Here is a 19,337-nt window from a genome sequence, read left to right on the forward strand (position 1 = left end):
GGCGGGGTATCGGCGAGCAGGAGACCAGATGAGCATTGTCGGGACCAGGGTGGTCCGCCGGGAAGACCGGAATCTGATCACCGCGGGCGGCACCTACGTGGACGACCTACGGACGGAAGCGCTTTCCGGGGCCGCGCACGCGGTGTTCGTGCGCAGTCCGATCGCGCACGCGCGGATCGGTGGCATCGACGTGAGCGCGGCGAAGGAGGCGCCGGGCGTGCTCGGCGTGTTCACCGCCGCGGACCTCGGGCTGCCCCCGCACCCGGCGGGGCCGGTGCCGGAACCGTGGCTGGCCGGTGCGGTGGTGCGCTACGTCGGGGAGCCGGTCGCGCTGGTCGTCACCGAAGACCGCTACCAGCTGGCCGACGCGGCCGAGCTGGTCGACGTCGACTACGAGCCGCTGGACGCCGTCGCGTCGATCGACGCGGCCCTCGCCGGCGAGACGCTGGTGTTCCCCGACCGCGACAGCAACATCGTGCAGGTCAAGGGGGCGACCGAGTTCGACGACGCGATCTTCGAGGAGTGCGAGGTCGTCGTCACCGAGACCATCCTCAACCAGCGCGTCGCGCCGGCGCCGCTCGAAGTGCGTGGCGCGTCCTGCGTGTGGGGCGAGGACGGCCGGCTGACGGCCTGGCTGTCCACCCAGAACGCCCAGATGGCCCGCAGCCAGCTGGCCGGGAGCCTCGGTGTCGCCGAAGAGTCGGTGCGGGTGATCGCGCCGGACGTCGGCGGCGGCTTCGGCGCGAAGATCGGCGCGGACCCCGAGGCGACCGTGCTCGGCTGGGCCGCGAAGCAGCTCGGGCGGGGCGTGCGCTGGGTCGAGTCGCGCAGCGAGAACCTCACGGCCATGACGCACGGCCGCGCGCAGCGCAACACGGTGACCATCGGCGGGAAACGCGACGGCACGGTGCTGGCGTACCGCCTCGACGTCGTCCAGGACGCCGGCGCGTACCCGCGGATGCTGCTGCTGCCGACGCTGACCGAGCTGATGGCCGTCGGCGTCTACCGGTTCCCGAAGGTCGAGACCCGCAGCCGCGCGGTCGTCACCACCACCACGCCGATCGGGGCCTACCGGGGCGCCGGCCGCCCGGAGGCGACGGCCGCGGTCGAACGGGCGATGGACCGCTTCGCCGCCGAGATCGGGCTGGACCCGGCCGAAGTCCGCCGCGTCAACTTCATCCGGCCGGACGAGTTCCCGTACCAGTCGCCGACCGGGGCGTCCTACGACACGGGCGAGTACGCGGCGGCGCTGGACAAGGCCCTGGACGCGGCCGGGTACGCGGAGCTTCGCGCCGAGCAGCGGCGCCGGCGGGAGGCGGGCGACCCGGTGGAGCTCGGCCTGGGCATCGCGGCCTACGTCGAGATCACCGGCGGCGACGGCGGCGGCGAGAGCGGCCGCGTCGACATCCACCCGGACGGCTCGGTCGTCGCGTGGACCGGCAGCTCGCCGCACGGGCAGGGCCTCGGCACGTCGCTGGCGATGCTGCTGTCCGACCAGCTCGGCGTCCCCCTCGACCAGATCACCGTCCGGCACGGCGACACCGACGAGGTGCCCAAGGCGGTCGGCACGTTCGGCTCCCGGTCGCTGCAGCTGGGCGGCTCGGCGATCCGGCAGGCGGCCGACGAGGTGATCGCGCAGGCCCGGCAGCTCGCCGCCGACCTGCTGGAAGCGGCGCCGGACGACCTCGAACTGGACGCCGATCGCGGCGTCTGGCAGGTCCGCGGCGCGCCGTCGAGCACGGTGCTCAGCTGGGCGCAGGTCGCCGAGACGGCGAGCGAGGGCAAGCTCTCGGCCGACGTCTGGTTCGGCGGTGGCGCGCCGACGTTCCCGTTCGGCGCGCACCTGGCCGTCGTCGAAGTCGACACCGAGACCGGCAAGGTCGAGCTGCGCCGGATCGTCGCCGTCGACGACGCCGGCCCGATCGTCAACCCGCTCACCTTCCGCGGCCAGCGCCACGGCGGGCTCGGGCAGGGCGCGGCGCAGGCGCTGATGGAGGTCGTCACCTACGACGACGACGGCAACCCGACGACCGCGACCCTGGCGGACTACTCGTTCGTCACCGCCGCCGAGCTGCCGGACTTCGAGCTGGTCGAGATGGCCACCCCGACCGACCGGAACCTGCTGGGCGTCAAGGGGATCGGCGAGGCGGCGACGATCGGTTCGACGCCGGCGGTGCACAACGCCGTGGTGGACGCCCTTTCGGCCCGCGGCGTCAAGCACCTGGACATGCCCACGACGCCGATCCGGGTCTGGGCCGCACTCGAAGAAGCTCGGAAGGGAAGCGCGCAGTGAAGGTCTCGATCGAGGTCAACGGGCGGCCGCTGACCGAGGAGGTGCCGGACCGGACGCTCCTGGTGCACTTCCTGCGCGACACGGCCGGCCTGACCGCCACGAACGTCGGCTGCGACACGACGTCCTGCGGCGCCTGCACGGTGCTGCTCGACGGCGAGTCGGTCAAGTCCTGCACGGTGCTGGCCGCGCAGGCCGACGGCCACGCCGTCACGACGGTCGAAGGATTGTCCTCTTCGGACGGTGCGCTGCACCCGGTGCAGCGGGCGTTCCAGGAGCAGCACGGCCTGCAGTGCGGGTTCTGCACGCCGGGGATGATCATGGCGTCGGTGTCGTTGCTGGCCGACAACCCGAAGCCGACGCGTGACGAGGTCCGGGCCGGGCTCGAGGGCAACCTCTGCCGCTGCACCGGGTACCACAACATCGTCAGCGCCGTGATCGACGCGTCGGGTCAGGAGGTGGACCGGTGATCCCCGCCTCGTTCCAGTACCTGCGCGCGTCCACAGTGGACGAAGCACTTTCGCTGCTCGCCTCGCACGGCGACGACGCGAAGGTGCTGGCGGGCGGGCATTCCCTGCTGCCGCTGATGAAGCTGCGCCTGGCTGCGCCGGAGTACCTGGTGGACATCGGCCCGCTCGACGAGCTGCGCTACGTCCGCCTGGAGGGCGACGAGGTCGTCATCGGCGCGCTGTCCCGCTACAGCGCGCTGGTGCAGGACCCGGTGCTGCTGGAGCACGCGCCGCTGCTGGCCCACGTGTCCGGCGAGGTGGGCGACCGCCAGGTCCGCCACCGCGGCACGATCGGCGGCTCCCTGGTCCACGCGGACGCGGCGGCGGACCTCCCGGCGGCGGTCCTGGCCTCGGACGCGGTCCTGGTGGCCCGCGGGCCGGCGGGGGAGCGCCGCATCCCCGCGGCGGAGTTCTTCCTGGGCCCGTTCACGACGCCGCTGGAGCCGGCGGAGCTGCTGACGGAGATCCGCCTCCCGGCCCAGACGGGGCAAGGCTGGGGCTTCCGCAAGTTCACCCGCCGCGCGATCGACTGGGCGATGGTCGGGGTGACGGTGGCCGGCGACCGCGTCGGCCTGGTGAACATGGGCGGAGTCCCGCTGCGGGCCACGGCCACGGAGGAGGCACTGGCGGCCGGGGCGTCGATCGAGGAGGCGGCGGAGCTGGCGGCAGAGGGGACCAGCCCGCCGGACGAGCCCCACGCGACGGCGGAGTACCGCCGTCACCTCGCGCGCGTACTGACCCGGCGGGCGCTGGCGTCTCGCTGAGTCTCCGTTGCGGGGGCGGCACTTGCTTGCGGGTGCCGCCCCTGTTCTGTTGATTGCGATGGCCGATTCCCGCCAGCGGTCCGTCCCCTGTGGACGGCAGGATCGGTGGCGTGAGCGAGCACACGGCCATCGAGCCCGGTATTCTGTATTTCGGTACGCCCGTGGTGTTGATTTCCACCACCAACGAGGACGGATCGGTCAATCTGGCGCCGATGTCATCGGCATTCTGGCTCGGCTGGCGGGCGGTGCTCGGGCTGGGAGTCCGCTCCCGGACGGCGCAGAACCTGTTGCACAGCCGCGAAGGAGTGCTGAACCTGCCTTCGTCGTCGATGGCGGCGGCCGTCGATCGGCTGGCGCTGACGACGGGGTCCGACCCGGTGCCCGCGGGCAAGCAGGAGCGGGGCTATTTCCACGTGGCGGACAAGTTCGGCCGGGCCGGCCTGACGGCGGTGGCCTCGTCGACGGTCACACCGCCCCGCGTCGCCGAGTGCCCGGTGGCGATGGAGGTCGTGGTCGAGGAGGTGCACCCGGTGGGTGCGGACGGGGGAGTGGTGTCCTTCGAGGTCCGGGTACAGCGGGTCTTCGTGCACGAGTCGATCCGGATGGAGGGGACCGAGGACCGGATCGACCCGGACGCTTGGCGGCCGCTCATCATGAGCTTCCAGAAGTTCTACGGGCTGGGGGAGCAGGTCCATCCGTCCACTTTGGCCCGAATCCCTGAGCGGCTCTATCGGGGGCCTGATATCGAACGGGCGCGCCGGGTTGCTTCTTGAGTTTTCATCTTGGCTCTTGTCCTGCCTGGGTTTTCCGGTGCTTTGCGGTGCTTTGCGGTTCGGCGTTCACGGTTCGGGGTTCGTACCCGTTCGAGTGATGAACTTGTGTTCGATGGTCGGTAATCTTGATCTATGTCCGACAGCGCTCGTTCGTCCGCCGAGGCGGTGGCTTTTGCCGACCGCCTCGGTGAGTTGCTCGCGGCCATCCGCTCTGCTGAAGCTGAAGTCGGCGCGCTGCTGGTGGAGATCGAGCAGCGCGGGGTGATGGAGGTGTTCGGGTACCGCTCTGTTGCCCGGTTGCTGGAGCACCTGGGTGACCTTCCGAGGTCGGCGGCGGAACGCTTGGTGAAGCGGGCTCGCTTGGTGAATCCGGGTCGCGCTCTCGACGGCACCCCGATCCCGGCCCTGGCACCCGCCACGGGTGTTGCTGCTTTGTCCGGGTCGCTGAGTGCCCCGATGATCGACACGATCACCGGGGTCCTGGCCGAGGTTCCGCCCGAACATCGTGACCGCGCCGAGGCTGACCTGCTCGCCTTCGCTGCCGAGGCCGGGCACAAGCAGGTCGCGGTCCTCGGTGCCCGGATCCTCGCCCACCTCAACCCCGATGGTGCCGAACCCGACGACACCGAGCCGGTCGTCCCGACTCGGGAGTTGTTCTTGCGTCGTCGAAGATCCGGGGTCTGGGAGCTCAACGGCAAGTTCGACGACGAAACCGGCACCCGCGCCAGCGCCCTCCTCGATGCCTTGGCCGAGCGCCGTACCGGCGACGACGGCCCCGACCACCGCGCGATGCCGCAGCGTTACGGCGACGCGTTCTCCGACGCCATCGACCTGGCCCTCAACTCTCCGGACTTGCCGATGCAGGCCGGGGAACGGGCCCACGTCATGGTCGCGGTCTCCCTCACCGACCTGAAGTCCGGCACCGGTCAGGCCACGCTCGGTGACACCGGGACCATGACCGCGGCCGAAGCCCGCGTCCACGCCTGCGACGCCATGATCATCCCCGCCGTCCTGGGCGCCAAAAGCGAACCCCTCAACCTCGGGCGTCTCCGCCGCCTCATCTCCGCCGGACTCCGCCGCGCCCTGTTCCTACGCGACCGCGGCTGTGCGTTCCCCGGCTGTCACCGCCCACCCCGGCACTGCCAAGGTCACCACATCCGGCACTGGGCCGACGGTGGCCCCACCAGCCTCACCAACCTGGTGTTGATGTGCGCCCACCACCACCGGCTGCTGCACCGCTCCGGCTGGGAAGTCCGCATCGCCCCCGACGGCCTCCCCGAATTCCTCCCACCCACCTTCCTCGACCGCCGCCGAAAACCCCGGCGCAACAACCTCCACGAACCGCTGCCATTCGCAGCCTGAGCCAACCGAACAACGGGAAAAGGCCCGCAGCCACACGGCTACGGGCCTACACCCACGCCCCGCCCACAAACTCCCCGCGCAGCCTCGTGCATCGCCGTGCAACCTCACCCACCGCCGTGCAACCTCACCACTGCCGTGCGACCTCACCCACCGTCGCGCGAACTTTTCTCCACCCGCGCCACCTCGCCTCACCGCCGCGCGGCCTCGCCCGTCGGCGTGCAGCTTCGGCCGCTGGGCGTGGCCTTTCTCCATCGCGCGCGGTCTCGTCACCGGCGCCCAACTTCGGCCCAGCGTTGCGCGACCTTTCCCTGCCGCCGTGCAACCGCACCCATCACGGTGAGGCCCCCACCTCTGCTCAGCCTCGCTTGTGCCGACCCCTCCAGCCTCTGCCGCTCCAGCGGTTTCCCGATCGCCGCCTCGCGACCGGCCGCCCCGCCGCGGCGGCCGGAGATCGCCGTCCCTGCCAGTGCGAATCGTCGGTCGCCGCCCACCGCCGCCGCCCTGCCAGCGCAAATCGCCGCCCGCCGCCGTCGCCTGTCGCCCAGAGTCCGCCACCGTCACCGCCCCATCCGGCGCCCTCGACAGCCGAGCAACCAGCCAGCACCCCAACCCCCGAACGAGCGCCCCTCCACTCCATCGGGTGACATCCCCTTGCCCGCCCGGGCCAGCGGAGTGTGGTCTTTCGGGCATCCGGGTGGCGGTCGCGACCCTCGCTGCAGCCGCACTGCTAATGTTCATCAGGGAACTTGCTTGAAGGTTTGACGAAAAGGATCCGGCGAGGGGAAATGGCGGAGCGGTTCGAGTTCGTCCTCGAGGTCTTCGAAGCACTCGTCGTCGGGCGGGCTACCGGGGGCGATGTCCGGCGGTACCCGCTCCGGGCCGGGAATCTGCCGTCCGATCCCGTGCGGTTCGTGCACATTGCCCGGCAGGTCTACGACGAGCTCGAGGAGCGGCGTCTGTCCGTCTCCGGCGAGCTGCACCCCGGGGTGCGGACCGCCTTCGAACTGCTGGCCGAGCCGCGGGTCTCCGTGGCCGTCAGCGGGATCGATGGGCTGGGGGCCGATGTGGCCGTCCTCGTCGTCAGCGATGGGGCCCAGGCTCTCGGGATCACGCAGTCCGCCGACACCGATGAGCTGCTGTTCTCGCTGTTCGCCGACGAAGATCTCGTCGAGGTCGTCACCGGGGTGCTTCCGCCGGCTCCCGCCGCCAGCACCGGGCGGCACACCGTGCACCGGGCCGCCGGGCGGGAGGTTTCCGCCATGACCGCCAAGCGGATCGCCGACGCCGAGTTCGACGAAGAAGAGACCGATGCCTTCGGGATGATCGAGGTCAAGGCCGTCGTGCGGCCCGGGCGGCGGCCGCCGGCTCCGAAACCGTCCGATGTCGCCGTGCTCGAACGGGTGCTGGCCGAACCACGGCTGGGTGGGGGACACATCGCCGTCAGTGCTCAGGGGCGGCGCGGGGAACGCGTCGCCAGCGAGCCGCTGAGCTGGCTCGACACCGCCGATGGCCGGTACCTCGTGCACACCCGGACCGGTGACGGCGGGGAACTCACCGCGGACTACGTGCCCGCCGGGCGGGCCGATCTCGCGCGCGCCATCCGCGACGCCATCGCGGCCGTCTACTGATCGGGGAGGAGCAGTCATGACCACGGAAGAGACCGCCGCGGCGGCTCAGGCCATCCAGGCCACCATGCAGATGCAGAGCGCGGCCACCCCCGAGGCGAAGGCCATGGCCGCCGTGCGGGTCGGGCTCGCCGGGGCGCAGCTCAAGCGGCTGGCCCAGACCGGTGGCTTCGCCATCGACGACACCACCGGCAATCAGCTTATCGAGGCCCTCGAAGGCGTGCTCGAGTCGCTCGAGCAGCGGTGGGCCACCCTGCAGCGGCTGCACGACGCGCCCGCGATGAGCCGGACCGCCACCGGGCAGTGGGTGTCCGCGCACATGGTCAGCACCGCCGCCGACGAGCACGGCCTGGTCACCCAGCTGCAGGCCGCGCGGCAGGAGTTCCCGACCTACATCGAGGCCATCAAGCTGGCCAAGCAGAACTACAAGTCCCGGGAAGAGACGACGCAGCAGACGTTGACCTCGCTCCCGACCGCCGACCAGAGCTGAGGGAGACCGTGGCACCCACCGCCGAGTCCGTCTCGGACCCGTCGTCGCCGGACTACGACCCGCGCAGTCCGCTCTACGACGTGACCGCCGATTCGTCGTCGAAGTACTACGTCGGGCCGCTGACCACGGACAAGTCGCCCTCGGGCGACGAGATCCGCGACATGGCCACGAAGCAGGTCGACGACGAGATCCGGGCCGGCTGGCTCGGCCCGGTCGTCGACCCGGTGCTGCGCGACAAGAAGATCCAGGAGCTCTACCAGCAGCACCTCAACGACGCCAAGCACGGCCTCGACGAGGGCCTCACCATGCGGGAGAACGGCGGGGCGCCGCGCACCCTGTGGAACAACGCCAGCCACGAACAGATGAACGAGGCCATCACGCAGGACGCCAACCCGGCGACCGTCGCGGAAACCTCGGAGGAGTGGGTGCGGGTCGGCAACGACCTCGGCACGCACCAGAAGACGCTGGCCGACGCGATCAACGCGAGCACGAACAACTGGCAGGGCGACGCCGGTGACGCCGTCCGCGAGCACCTCGCCGGGGTCGGCAAGTGGCTCGGCGCGACCGCGCAGGGCGCCACGCTCGCCGGGCGGCAGCAGGAGATCCACTCCCAGGCGCTCAACGAGACCCAGCGGCAGATGGTCGCGAACCCGCCGGTCCAGTTCGACCTGCAGTCGACCAACCAGCGCCTGATGTCGATGACCGACCCGATCCAGTACGCGGCGGCCGCGGGCGAGGCCATGCAGACCTACCGGGCGCAGCAGGCCGCGCGGGACCACGCCGCGCAGATCATGACGCAGTACGACGAGACCATCGGCGCCGCCGTCGCCACCCCGCGGTTCCCGGCCCCGCCGAAGCTGCCGACCGCGACCGCGACCAGGCAGAACGTCGCCGCGCGGGGCGGCGCCGGAGCGGGCGGTGACGTGCAGCCGCTGCTGGCGGGAAGCCGGCGGCTCCCCGATGCCGCGGGCATCCCGGCCGACGTGAACGCGGCGGGCCTCGGCGCCGGTGGTGCCGCGGGCGCCGGCGGGGCCGGCGCGGGCATCCCGGGCGACGGCAGCGGCGCCGGAGGGTCCGGCTTCTCCGGCAGCGGCATCCCGGGCGCGGGCGGCTCCGGCAGTGGCGTCCCGGGCAGTGGCATCCCCGGCGGTGGCGGCTCCGGCTTCTCCGGCGCGGGCATCCCCGGCGGCGGCAGCGGTGCGGGTGGCTCCGGTGGCGCGGGCTTCACCCCGCCGAACTTCGAGACCCCGAACGGCCCCGGCGGCGGCAACTTCAGCGGGGCCGGCATCCCCGGCTCGTCGCTGCCGCACTTCGACGACTCGACGACGTCCTCCGGCTTCACGCCCTCGGGCATCCCCGGCGGCGGGGGCAGCGGCGGCGGCAGCGGGTTCACGCCGCCGTCGATCCCGAACATCCCGGACGTCTCCGGGGGCGGCGGGACCGTCCGCGGCGGCGGCTCGATCCCCGGGTTCACCCCGCCCGGCATCGACCCGATCACCGGGCTGCCCACCGGCACCGGCGGCCTCAACACTCCCGGCGGGGCGAAGATGCCGACCATCGGCCGAGGTGGGGGCATCAACGGCGAGAGCATCGCCAGCCGGCTCGGCGGCATCCCCGGCGGCGGCAGTGGCGGCGGCGGCTCGCTCGGCGGGATCGGCGGCTCCGGGGCCGGCGGGTCCGGTGCCGGTGGCGCCGGCCTGCGCGGTGCGGGCAACCTCAGCGGCGGTGCCGCGTCCGGCGCGGCCGCGGAAGCCGAAGCGGCGGCGGCGCGCAACGCGATGTCGGGCCGCGGTGCGGCCGGTGCCGCGGGCTCCCCGGGCATGGGCGGCATGGGCGCCGGCCGCGGGGGCAAGAAGGAAGACGACAAGGAACACAAGGCAGCCGACTACCTCGAAAGCGACGACCCGAACTTCTTCGCGGGCGAGCAGGCGGTCGCACCGCCGGTGATCGGCGACTGGAAGAACCAGGATTGGAAGTGACGCCCGTGACGGCTCCCGGTTTCGAGGTCGAACCGGACGACCTGGTCGCGCACGCGAGTCACGTCGAGAGCCTGGTGGACCGGCTCAACACGGCGAGCTCGGCGGCCGACACGGCGATGTCCGACCACGCCTACGGGCTGCTGTGCGCCTTCCTCCCGCCGATCATCCGGCCCACCAACGAGGAGGCGAAGGACGCGCTGACCGCCTCCGCGGAAGGCGTGCGCGGGCTCGCGGACAACGTCACGGCGGCCGCGAAGTCCTACCGGGAAGGCGAAGAAGCCAACGCGCAGCCGTTCGAGCGTCAGCTCGCGGCCTCGCCGCGCGCAGTGGAAGCGAGGTCCAACGCATGACGGGTCCGAACGGGCTGGGGGACCTCATGCGGGACCCCGACGAGACGATCCGCCGGATGGACGACTGGGCGGCCGGGTTCGCCGCGAAGGCGCAGCGGTACCAGGCGGCGCAGGAGCAGACCGAACGGCTGCGGCTGACCGCGACCAGCTCCGACGGCGCGGTCAGCGTGACCGTCGGCGCGGACGGCACCGTCACCGAGCTGACGTTCTCGAACAAGGTCAAGTCGTTCCCCCTGGAAGAGCTCTCGCGGCAGATCCTGACGACCATGCGCCGGGCGCAGTCCGGCATCGCCGACCGCGTCGCCGGGGTGATGGCCGAGCAGCTCGGCGACGAGGACCGCGAAACCCGTGGCCTGCTGCTCGACAACCTGCGCGGCCGCTTCCCCGACCCGGACGAACCGGACGAGCAGCCGCCCGCCCCGCCCGCGCCGGTGCCCCCGGCCCCCGCAGGGGGCGCGGCGACCCCGCCCGCCCCTGGTGCCCCGCAGCCGCCGCGGCGGCCTGCCGCTCCCGATGACGAGGACAACAATCCGTGGTGAATCCGCTGGTCGCGGAGACGAAGGATTCCACCAAGGCGTATTCGGGCATTTCGCTGCTGGAGTCGGCGAACGACCTGAAGTCGGCCATCGAAAGCGGGGACTGGGCCTCGGTCGCGCTGGGTTCGGTCGGGACGGCGCTGGATGCGCTGTCGATGGCGATGGACCCGTTCGGGGCGATCCTCGCGGCCGGCGTCGGCTGGCTGATGGAACACGTCGGGCCGCTCAAGGAAGCGCTCAACGGGCTGACCGGCAACGCCGACGAGATCGCCGCGCAGTCGGAGACGTGGAAGAACATCGCGACCGAGCTGGGCAGCGTCGGCGAGGACCTGACCGGGATGGTCAAGGCCGACACCGTGTCCTGGACCGGTGCGGCGGCCGACACCTACCGGCAGCGGGCGCAGGACACGGTGACGCTGCTGGAGACCGCGCAGAAGGGCTGCGAAGGCGCTTCCAGCGGGGTCAAGACGGCCGGTGAGGTCGTCGCGGCGGTCCGGGCGCTGGTGCGGGACATCATCGCGGAGCTGGTCGGGCACCTGATCAGCTGGGCGCTGCAGGTGCTGTTCACCCTCGGCATCGGCCTGACCTGGGTCGTGCCGCAGGTCATCAACGCGGTGGCGAAGACGGCGTCGAAGATCGCCGATCTGGTGAAGCGGCTGGTGACGGCGTTGAAGGCGCTGGTGCCGCTGCTCAAGCGGGCCGGGGATCTGTTCTCGGATGCGGCGAAGGCGCTGCGGAAGATCAAGCCGGGGAAGACGGCGCCGCCGCCCAAGCACGCCGACATCAAGGGCGGGCCGAAGGACATCGGCGGTCCCAAGGGCAAGGGCGACGGCGACGGCACTTCGACCTCGGGCGCGAAGGGCGACGGCACCAGCACTTCCGGTGCCAAAGGCGACCCGCCACCGAAGAGCGACCCGCCTCCGGGCTCCAAAGGCCCCGACGACAACCCGAAGGGCCCGGACTCCTCCCCGGGCGGCGGCTCGACCACGCCGTCGGGCGGGGGCAAGGGCGACGGCGGCGGCAAGGGCGGCTCGAACAAGCCGGACAACCCGCGCGACCGCGGCGTCGGCCCGGACGACCGGGTCTGCAAGTCCGACCCGGTCGACGTCGCCAACGGCGACGTCATCCTGGAGCAGCGCGACCTCGAGCTGCCGGACCCGCTCCCGCTCGTGCTCGACCGGACGCACGTCTCGTCCTACCGGGCCGGGCAGTGGTTCGGTCCCACCTGGACGTCCACTGTGGACCAGCGGCTGGAGCTCGACGACGAGCACGTCTGCTACTTCTCCGCCGACGGCCTGGTCCTGGTCTACCCGCACGCCGAGCCCGGGGTCGCGGTGCTGCCGCTGGAAGGCCCGCGGCGGCCGCTGACCCGCACGGCGACCGGCTACACGCTGCACGACCCCCTGGCCCGGCGCACGCTCACCTTCGCGCCGCTGCCCGGCCGCGGCGCCGCGCTGCAGCCGCTGAACCGCGTCGAAGACGCCACCGGCGCCGTGATCGAGTGCGCCTACACGCCCTCCGGCGAGCCCTCGCGCCTGACACACTCCGCGGGTTACGAGGTCGCGCTCACCACCGACCGCGGCCGTGTGGTGGCGGTGGACGTCGTCGACGGCGACACCGGCTACCGCGTGCGCGCCGTCCGCTACGACTACGACCCGCGCGGGCGGCTGGTCGCGGTGGTCGACTCGTCGGAGACCCCGATCCGGTTCGAGTACGACGACGCCGGCCGGATCACCGGCTGGCACGACCGCAACGGCGTCTGGTACCGCTACGTCTACGACGCCGACGGGCGCTGCGTGGTCACCGTCGGGGACGACGGGTTCCTCGACGGCCGGTTCGCCTACGACAGCGCGCAGCGGGTCACCCGGTTCACCGACTCGCTCGGCCACACCAGCGAGCACCACTTCAACGAGCTCGGCCAGCTCGTGCGGGACGTCGACCCGCTCGGCGCGGTCACCGGCTACACCTGGGACCGCTACGACCGGATGCGGAGCCGGACCGACCCGCTCGGCCACACGACGCTGTTCGAGCACGACGAGGCCGGCGCCCTGCGCGCGGTCGTGCGGCCCGACGGCAGCCGCGTCGCCGTCACCCGGCACCTCGACGGCGCCCTCGACATCGCGGTGGAAGCCGCCGGCCGCGTCTGGCGCCGCCACTACCCGGCGGGCCGCGCGCCGGACCCGTACACGACGCTGCCCGGCATCGCCGACGGCGCGGACGAGACCGCGCCCGTCGCCGAAGAGCCCGCCGCGGCCACGGCCGAGCGGGGGCGCGAGCGGGGGGACGGCACCGACCTGTTCGGCCGCCCGAAGGCCGTCGTCGACGCCACGGGCGGGCGGTCCGCGGTGCGCTGGAGCGTCGAAGGGAAGCTGCTGGCCCGGACGACGCCGTCCGGTGCGCAGGAGGTGTGGCGCTACGACCGGCAGGGCAACGAACTCGGCCACACCGGCCTGCTCGGCCAGGCCGAAGCCCGTGAGTACGGCCCGTTCGACCTGCTGACCGCGGTCACCGACCCGACCGGCGCGCGGACGGCCTACACCTACGACACCGAGCTGCGCCTGGTCGCGGTGACCAACCCGGCCGGGCTGACCTGGCACTACACCTACGACCCGGCCGGGCGCCTGGCCGCCGAGTCCGACTTCGACGGCCGGGTGACCCGCTACACCCACGACGCCGCGGGCCGGCTCGTGCGCACGGAATCCGGCGGTCTGGTCGTCGAGTACGGCTACGACGTGCTCGGCAACGTGGTCTCCCGCCGCACGGCCGACGAGCTCACGACGTTCGCCCACGACCCGGTCGGCCGGCTCGCCACCGCGGCGAACGCCGAGTCCCGGGTGGACATCGAGCGCGACGACTCCGGCCGTGTCCTCGCCCACACCGTCGACGGCCGGACCGTTTCCTTCGGCTACGACGACGAAAACCACGTCGTGCACCGCCGCACACCGTCCGGAGTGGACAGTGTGTGGCGGTTCGACCCGGACGGTGTCCCGGTCGCGCTGGAAACCGCGGGCCAGTCGATCCGCTTCGGGCACGACGGCGGGGCGGAAACCCAGCGGGTCTTCGGCGACGTCGTGCTCGAACAGGCCTACGCGGGGGAGCACCTCACCGGGCAGACCGTCACGGTCGCCGGGCGGCGGGTGCACGCGCGCGGGTACGACTACCGGCCCGACGGCGAACTCGCCGGGGTCGACGACGACGCGACCGGCCCGGTGCGCTACCAGCTCGACGCCGCCGGCCGGGTCACCGCGGTCACCGGCCCGAACCGCGCCGAGCAGTACCGCTACGACGGCGCGGGCAACATCACCGGCACGGCCCGGGAACGCCGGTTCTACACCGGCACCCGGCTGACGGCCTCGGACACCGCGGCCTACGAGTACGACGCCCACGGCCGGCTCGTGTCCCGCCGGGACGCCTCGGGCGCGGTCTGGCAGTACGCCTGGAGCGCCCTCGGCCGGCTCACCGGCGTCGTCACCCCGGACGGCAGCCACTGGCGCTACCGCTACGACCCGCTCGGCCGGCGCACCGCCAAGCAGCGGATCGTCGCCGGGCCGGGCGGCGCTCCGGTGGTCGCCGAGCAGGTGCTGTTCACCTGGGACGGCACCACCCTCGTCGAGGAGCAGGCCGGTCCGCGCGTCACCACCTGGGAGTACCACCCGGACGACGGCAAGCCCCTAGCGCAGCTCGCGGCCGGGCGGCTGGCCACCGTGGTCACCGACCAGGTGGGCACGCCGATCGAGCTCGTCGACGCGGCCGGGGCGCTGCTGTGGCGCGGCCAGGCGGACCTGTGGGGCAGCGACCTGGCGGACCCGGGCGGCACGCCTCTGCGCTTCCCCGGCCAGTACCGCGACGCCGAAACCGGCCTGCACTACAACGTCTACCGCTACTACGACCCGGCGACCGGCCGGTACCTCAGCCCGGACCCGCTGGGCCTCGACCCGGCGCCGAACCCGGTCGCGTACGTGGCGAACCCGCTCGTCGCGGCCGACCCGCTCGGCCTCGCGCCGACCGTGTCCCCGTGCGGGAAGGTCAAGGACGACCGGGTCCCGAAGCGCCAGCGCTCCGAGGACGACTCGACGCAGGCCTCCGGGTCGGGCTCGAACAAGAAACCCAACACGGGCAAGGACTACAAGCCGGGCGACATCGTCAACGACGATCTCAAGGACCCGGCGATCGACAAGTACAAGAACTTCCCGAAGGACGACCCGGACAACCCGCTCGGCAGGCGGCTGAAGGACGACGAGGGCAAGACGAAGGTCAAGCGGTCCGAGGACGTCGGCGAGGCCGGGGCCCACGACTACCTGAAGAAGGTCACCGGCAAGGACGACCTCGACATGATCACGCCGACGAAGGCCAACCCGCTGCCGGCGGGCAAGTACGGCACCAAGCCGGGTGAGCCGTGGCCGAACGCCGTCGCCTTCAACGGCAACAACGTCGCCGACGTCGCTTACTGGGACGGCAAGACCCTGCACGTCGTCGAGGCGAAGGGCAACGGGTCGACGCTGACCGGCGGCCCGATGCACGGCCGCGTGCAGAAGTTCGACCCGAACACCGGTAATCCGGTGCCGCCCGCGCAGCGGCCCAACGACCACCGGATGGACCAGGGCAGCACGGAGTACCTCAAGGACGTCGCCGCGAACATGAAGAACAGCAAGCCGGAGAACGCGACCTACGACGGCCGCGGTGAGGTCGGGACGTCGATCTGGAACGCCATCCACAACGGCCACCCGCCGGTGAAGTACGTTCCGGTCAACACGACGGTCGGCCCGGACGGCAAGGCGGTCGTCAAGGTGACGCCGGGGTACGGGGAGTAGGAGCATGAGCTACGCGCTGGTCTTCCGTGCGATGTCGGCCGACGAGTTCCGGGCGCGCGTGGCCGCCGACCCGGTGGTGGCGGCGTTCCGCGACGCGGGCGGCGGCGAGCCGACGCCGGAGGTAGCGGACGCCGTCGCCCGCACGGCCATGGAGCTGGGCGAGGAGGTGGGCCGCACCGGGCACTCCTCTGCGGGCGGCGACCGGTTCCGCGAGGAGGTGTTCGACGGCGTCCTCGCCGGCCTGCTGGGCGCCGACGTGGCCGATCACCTGCTTTCGCGGAACCTCGAAGGCATCGTCTGGTACGACTACCCGATGGTCGGGTTCGTGCTGGCCGGGGAGCTCGAAGAAGCCCTCGCGAAGGCGGGTGACGAGCGGCCCGGCGACCTGGACGAGGACGACGCCGAGGTGATCGACGACGTGCTCGCCGCCCTGCGCAAAGCGGCCCGCGCCGGCCAGGACGTGGTCACCGTCTACGCCTGAGCGGTCCTTTCGGGGTCTCGACAGCGGGCGCCCGTGCGGGCGACACTGGGCCGATGACCGGCCTGATCACCGGAAGCCGTGTCCGGCTGCGGCCAGCTGCCGCCCCGGACGCCGCCCGGTTCGAGGAGATCCTGTCGCACCCCGAAGTCGCCCGCTGGTGGGCCGACGCCGAGGAGCCGGTGGCCGCCCAGGTGTCCTATCTGCTGGACCCCGACGAAGGCACCACGACCTACGCCATCGAGTACGACGACGTGGGGAACACCACCGTGATCGGCATCGAACTCGCCTTCGAGGAGGCCGATCCGCAGTACCGCCACGCCGGGATCGACATCGCCGTGCACCCGGACTTCCAGGGCCGCGGCCTCGGCTCGGACGCCATCCGCACGCTGGCCGAGCACCTGTTCACGGTGCGCGGGCACCACCGGCTGGTGATCGACCCCGCGGCCGGCAACGAGGCGGCGATCCGGCTCTACGGCTCGCTCGGCTTCCGGCCGGTCGGCACGATGCGGTCCTACGAGCGCGGTCCCGACGGCAGCTGGCACGACGGGCTGCTGATGGACCTGCTCGTGGACGACCTGGTCCCGGCAGCCGCACTAGCCGGCTCGTGAGCGGCCGCGCGGTCGCGGCCCGGCCCTTGCGGCGGGTCGCCGTGGCGAGCGCGGTGGGGACCACCATCGAGTGGTACGACTACTTCATCTACAGCACGGCAACGGCGCTGGTGTTCGGCAAGCTGTTCTTCACGACCCTGTCGCCCGCCTCCGGGACGCTCGCGGCGTTCGCGACGCTCGGTGTCGGATTCCTGGCCCGCCCGGTCGGCGGCATCCTCTGGGGCCACTTCGGCGACCGCGTCGGCCGCAAGGCGATGCTGGTGCTTTCGCTGCTGCTGATGGGCTTCGCCACGGTCGGCGTCGGATTGCTGCCGACGTACTCCGCAATCGGTGTCTGGGCGCCGATCCTGCTGCTGATCCTGCGGTTGCTGCAGGGGTTGAGCGCGGGCGGCGAATGGGGCGGGGCCGCGCTGATGGCGGTCGAGCACGCGCCCGAGGACCGCCGCGGCCGGTACGGGGCGTTCTCGCAGATCGGCGTCCCGGCCGGGTTGATCCTGGCGCAGCTGATGTTCTTCGTCCTCGGCCGCGCGCTGACCGACTCCCAGTTCGCGTCGTGGGGGTGGCGGGTGCCGTTCCTGGCGAGCATCGTGCTCGTCGGCGTCGGCCTGGTGATCCGGCTGCGGATCGAAGAAAGCCCGGTGTTCACGCGGCTGCGGGAGGCGGAGGAACGCAGCAGCCGTCCGATGGTCGAGGTGCTGCGCGAGCGGCCGCGGGCGGTGCTGGTCGCCTCCGGCAGCTTCATCGCCAACACCGCGATCGGGTACATCTTCCTGGCCTACCTGCTGTCCTACGGCACGTCGGTGCTCAAGATCAACCGCACCACGCTGCTGGTCGTCGTCATCGTCGGCAGCGTGACGTGGCTGGTGAGCATCCTCGCCTCCGCCGCGTGGTCGGACAGCATCGGCCGGAAACCGGTGTACCTGGCCGGTTCGGTGCTCCTGCTGGTCTGGCCGGTCCCGTTCTTCCTGCTGGTGGACACCAAGGCGACGGTGTGGCTGATCGTCGCGGTGGTCGTGCTCAACATCGGCCTGGGCGCCACTTACGGGCCGCAGTCGGCGTTGTTCGCGGAACTGTTCGAGCCGCGCTACCGCTACAGCGGTGCTTCGTTCTCCTACGCCGTGGGTGCGGTGCTGGGCGGGGGTTTCGCGCCGTTGATCGCGACGGCGTTGCAGACCGCCACGGGCACTTCGCTTTCGGTTTCGCTCTACCTGGTCGCCGTGGCGGTGCTCAGCCTGGTCGCGGTCCTGTTCATCCCGCGGGATCAGAGCCGGTCGAGCCGGACGGCGGCGGCCATCCGTTCGTAGCCGGCGTCGCCGGGGTGGAGGTGGTCGCCGGAGTCGTAGGCCGGGAGCATCCGGAGCGGGTCGGCCGGGTCGCGGACCGCGGCGTCGAAGTCGACGACACCGTCGAAGACCCCGCCGGTGCGGATGAAACCGTTCACCGCCTGGCGGGTCGCTTCGAGGGTGTCGTCGTACACGCGCCAGCCCTTGAACGGCGTGAGCGTGCCACCGAGGACCCGGATGCCGCGCGCGTGCGCCTGCGCCACCAGCTGCCGGTACGCCGAGGTGATCGCGGCCGGGTCGGTCTGGTGCGGGTCCTGCTGGATGTCGTTGATGCCCTCCAGCACGATCAGCGTCCGCACGCCGCCGACGCTGAGGACGTCGCGGTCGAAGCGGGAGAGCGCGTTCTGGCCGGCGCCGGAGCCGGGGACGTCGAGCAGCAGCCGGTTGGCGCTGATGCCGGCGTTGAGCACGCCGAAGCGCCCGTGCAGGCGGTCGGCGAGGTAGTCCGGCCAGCGGTGGTTGGCCCCGGCGGCCGAGCCGACGCCGTCGGTGATCGAGTCGCCCAGTGTCACGATCGAGGCTTCGGCGCCGCCCTGGACGTCGACCCCGGTGACGTAGTGCCACACCGACGTCTGCTCGGTGTAGGGGGCGCCGGATTCGCTGGCGGCGAAGTCGCCGTTGCGGGTGAAGTACGAGGTCTGCGCCGCGGCCGGGTGGTAGGTCACCGGCCCGGATTTCGCCGGCACGTACGTCGTCACGAGCAGGTTCGTGTCGGCGGGGACCCGGAGGTTCACCGGATCGCTCAAGGCTTCGGCGCCGGCCGGGACGACGACGCTCGCGGCGCCGCCGAAGGTGAGCGAGCGCAGGGTGCCCGGCACGGCGTCCGGCCCGGTGCCCTGGACCGCGACGGTGACGTGCCCGAAGGTCAGGGGAGCGGCGCCGAAGGCGTTCGAGAGGTGGACCCGGGCGCGGCCGCCGCCCGCGCTGGTGTGCACGACGTTGCGGATCGAGTAGCCCGGGTAGCCGTCCGGGGTGTTCGCGACGGCGGCCGCGGGCGCCGCGGCCCAGGTGCCGACCCAGCCTCCGACCGCGTGCTGGGCGAGGTTCGGGACAGCACTTCCCGGATGCGCACTGCCCGGGTTCGCGCTCCCGGACGTCGTGAGGAGCCCGATGCCCGCCAGGACGGCCGCGCTCACGGCCACGAAACGTCGCATCTCCCCACCGTCGCGCGCGGGTCCGCGGGGCGGCGACCGCTGATCAGGTGAGGCACCGGACAAGATCCGCGACAGCGCCCCTCTGAAAAAGGGGCGGGCCCGTCCGGGATTCTGGGGATGCCGGACGGGCCCGCGCGAGGTGGCCGTTGCCGCGACGGCCGCTCGCCGGGGTACCCGGTCCCGATCGGGCGGAGGCTGGCCCGGATCGTTGCGTCGTGGCGACCCCGGAGGGCGTGTGCGAGACGCCCTCACCCAAAGCACG

General features: G+C 72.4%; 15 protein-coding genes. 14 read left to right on the forward strand and 1 reads right to left on the reverse strand.

Annotation, left to right across the window (positions count from 1 at the left end; all coding sequences use genetic code 11):
• Positions 1 to 28 precede the first annotated feature (28 nt).
• From ACWEF6_RS01095 to ACWEF6_RS01160, 14 genes are all read left to right on the forward strand, one after another.
• Complete coding sequence (locus tag ACWEF6_RS01095) at positions 29 to 2,293, forward strand: xanthine dehydrogenase family protein molybdopterin-binding subunit (RefSeq protein WP_449680997.1); 2,265 nt, start codon at positions 29 to 31, stop codon at positions 2,291 to 2,293.
• The gene (locus ACWEF6_RS01100) at positions 2,290 to 2,760 is read left to right on the forward strand and encodes a (2Fe-2S)-binding protein (protein ID WP_449680998.1); all 471 of its coding nucleotides are present in this window, start codon (positions 2,290 to 2,292) and stop codon (positions 2,758 to 2,760) included. Before ACWEF6_RS01095 ends, ACWEF6_RS01100 begins: the two co-directional genes overlap by 4 nt.
• Positions 2,757 to 3,563, forward strand: coding sequence for an FAD binding domain-containing protein (locus ACWEF6_RS01105; protein ID WP_449680999.1), 807 nt, complete (start codon positions 2,757 to 2,759; stop codon positions 3,561 to 3,563). The genes ACWEF6_RS01100 and ACWEF6_RS01105 overlap by 4 nt, the downstream gene beginning before the upstream one ends.
• Before the next feature lie 161 nt (positions 3,564 to 3,724).
• Positions 3,725 to 4,336: a flavin reductase family protein gene (locus tag ACWEF6_RS01110; protein ID WP_449681034.1), complete on the forward strand. Its 612-nt coding sequence runs from the start codon at positions 3,725 to 3,727 to the stop codon at positions 4,334 to 4,336.
• Positions 4,337 to 4,468: 132 nt separating this feature from the next.
• On the forward strand, positions 4,469 to 5,698 hold the full coding sequence (locus ACWEF6_RS01115; RefSeq protein ID WP_449681000.1) for a DUF222 domain-containing protein: 1,230 nt from the start codon (positions 4,469 to 4,471) through the stop codon (positions 5,696 to 5,698).
• Between the two features lie 785 nt (positions 5,699 to 6,483).
• The gene (locus ACWEF6_RS01120; RefSeq protein WP_449681001.1) at positions 6,484 to 7,326 is read left to right on the forward strand and encodes an ESX secretion-associated protein EspG; all 843 of its coding nucleotides are present in this window, start codon (positions 6,484 to 6,486) and stop codon (positions 7,324 to 7,326) included.
• Positions 7,327 to 7,342: 16 nt separating this feature from the next.
• Positions 7,343 to 7,813: a hypothetical protein gene (locus tag ACWEF6_RS01125; RefSeq protein ID WP_449681002.1), complete on the forward strand. Its 471-nt coding sequence runs from the start codon at positions 7,343 to 7,345 to the stop codon at positions 7,811 to 7,813.
• 8 nt (positions 7,814 to 7,821) lie between these two features.
• Positions 7,822 to 9,792: a hypothetical protein gene (locus tag ACWEF6_RS01130; RefSeq protein ID WP_449681003.1), complete on the forward strand. Its 1,971-nt coding sequence runs from the start codon at positions 7,822 to 7,824 to the stop codon at positions 9,790 to 9,792.
• A gap of 5 nt (positions 9,793 to 9,797) precedes the next feature.
• Entirely contained in the window at positions 9,798 to 10,142 is a 345-nt protein-coding gene (locus tag ACWEF6_RS01135; protein WP_310970611.1) for a type VII secretion target, read from the forward strand.
• Positions 10,139 to 10,681, forward strand: coding sequence for a YbaB/EbfC family nucleoid-associated protein (locus tag ACWEF6_RS01140; RefSeq protein WP_449681004.1), 543 nt, complete (start codon positions 10,139 to 10,141; stop codon positions 10,679 to 10,681). Before ACWEF6_RS01135 ends, ACWEF6_RS01140 begins: the two co-directional genes overlap by 4 nt.
• Positions 10,675 to 15,489: a DUF6531 domain-containing protein gene (locus tag ACWEF6_RS01145; RefSeq protein ID WP_449681005.1), complete on the forward strand. Its 4,815-nt coding sequence runs from the start codon at positions 10,675 to 10,677 to the stop codon at positions 15,487 to 15,489. The genes ACWEF6_RS01140 and ACWEF6_RS01145 overlap by 7 nt, the downstream gene beginning before the upstream one ends.
• Before the next feature lie 4 nt (positions 15,490 to 15,493).
• The gene (locus ACWEF6_RS01150; protein ID WP_449681006.1) at positions 15,494 to 15,970 is read left to right on the forward strand and encodes a hypothetical protein; all 477 of its coding nucleotides are present in this window, start codon (positions 15,494 to 15,496) and stop codon (positions 15,968 to 15,970) included.
• Between the two features lie 53 nt (positions 15,971 to 16,023).
• Complete coding sequence (locus ACWEF6_RS01155) at positions 16,024 to 16,578, forward strand: GNAT family N-acetyltransferase (RefSeq protein ID WP_449681007.1); 555 nt, start codon at positions 16,024 to 16,026, stop codon at positions 16,576 to 16,578.
• Positions 16,575 to 17,882 (forward strand): MFS transporter, encoded by a 1,308-nt coding sequence (locus tag ACWEF6_RS01160; protein ID WP_449681008.1) that lies wholly within the window; start codon positions 16,575 to 16,577, stop codon positions 17,880 to 17,882. Before ACWEF6_RS01155 ends, ACWEF6_RS01160 begins: the two co-directional genes overlap by 4 nt.
• On the opposite strand, the gene ACWEF6_RS01165 is transcribed toward ACWEF6_RS01160, so the two are convergent.
• A complete protein-coding gene (locus tag ACWEF6_RS01165; protein ID WP_449681009.1) occupies positions 17,840 to 19,075 on the reverse strand; it encodes an SGNH/GDSL hydrolase family protein in 1,236 nt (411 codons plus the stop codon). The genes ACWEF6_RS01160 and ACWEF6_RS01165 overlap by 43 nt on opposite strands.
• Positions 19,076 to 19,337: the final 262 nt, after the last annotated feature.

This window comes from Amycolatopsis sp. NPDC004772 (assembly GCF_053601215.1).

Coding starts and splice junctions, on each gene's coding strand:
- ACWEF6_RS01095 (WP_449680997.1), top strand. CDS start 29: ATGAGCATTGTCGGGACCAGGGTGGTCCGCCGGGAAGACCGGAATCTG.
- ACWEF6_RS01140 (WP_449681004.1), top strand. CDS start 10,139: ATGACGGGTCCGAACGGGCTGGGGGACCTCATGCGGGACCCCGACGAG.
- ACWEF6_RS01150 (WP_449681006.1), top strand. CDS start 15,494: ATGAGCTACGCGCTGGTCTTCCGTGCGATGTCGGCCGACGAGTTCCGG.
- ACWEF6_RS01125 (WP_449681002.1), top strand. CDS start 7,343: ATGACCACGGAAGAGACCGCCGCGGCGGCTCAGGCCATCCAGGCCACC.
- ACWEF6_RS01115 (WP_449681000.1), top strand. CDS start 4,469: ATGTCCGACAGCGCTCGTTCGTCCGCCGAGGCGGTGGCTTTTGCCGAC.
- ACWEF6_RS01165 (WP_449681009.1), bottom strand. CDS start 19,075: ATGCGACGTTTCGTGGCCGTGAGCGCGGCCGTCCTGGCGGGCATCGGG.
- ACWEF6_RS01120 (WP_449681001.1), top strand. CDS start 6,484: ATGGCGGAGCGGTTCGAGTTCGTCCTCGAGGTCTTCGAAGCACTCGTC.
- ACWEF6_RS01155 (WP_449681007.1), top strand. CDS start 16,024: ATGACCGGCCTGATCACCGGAAGCCGTGTCCGGCTGCGGCCAGCTGCC.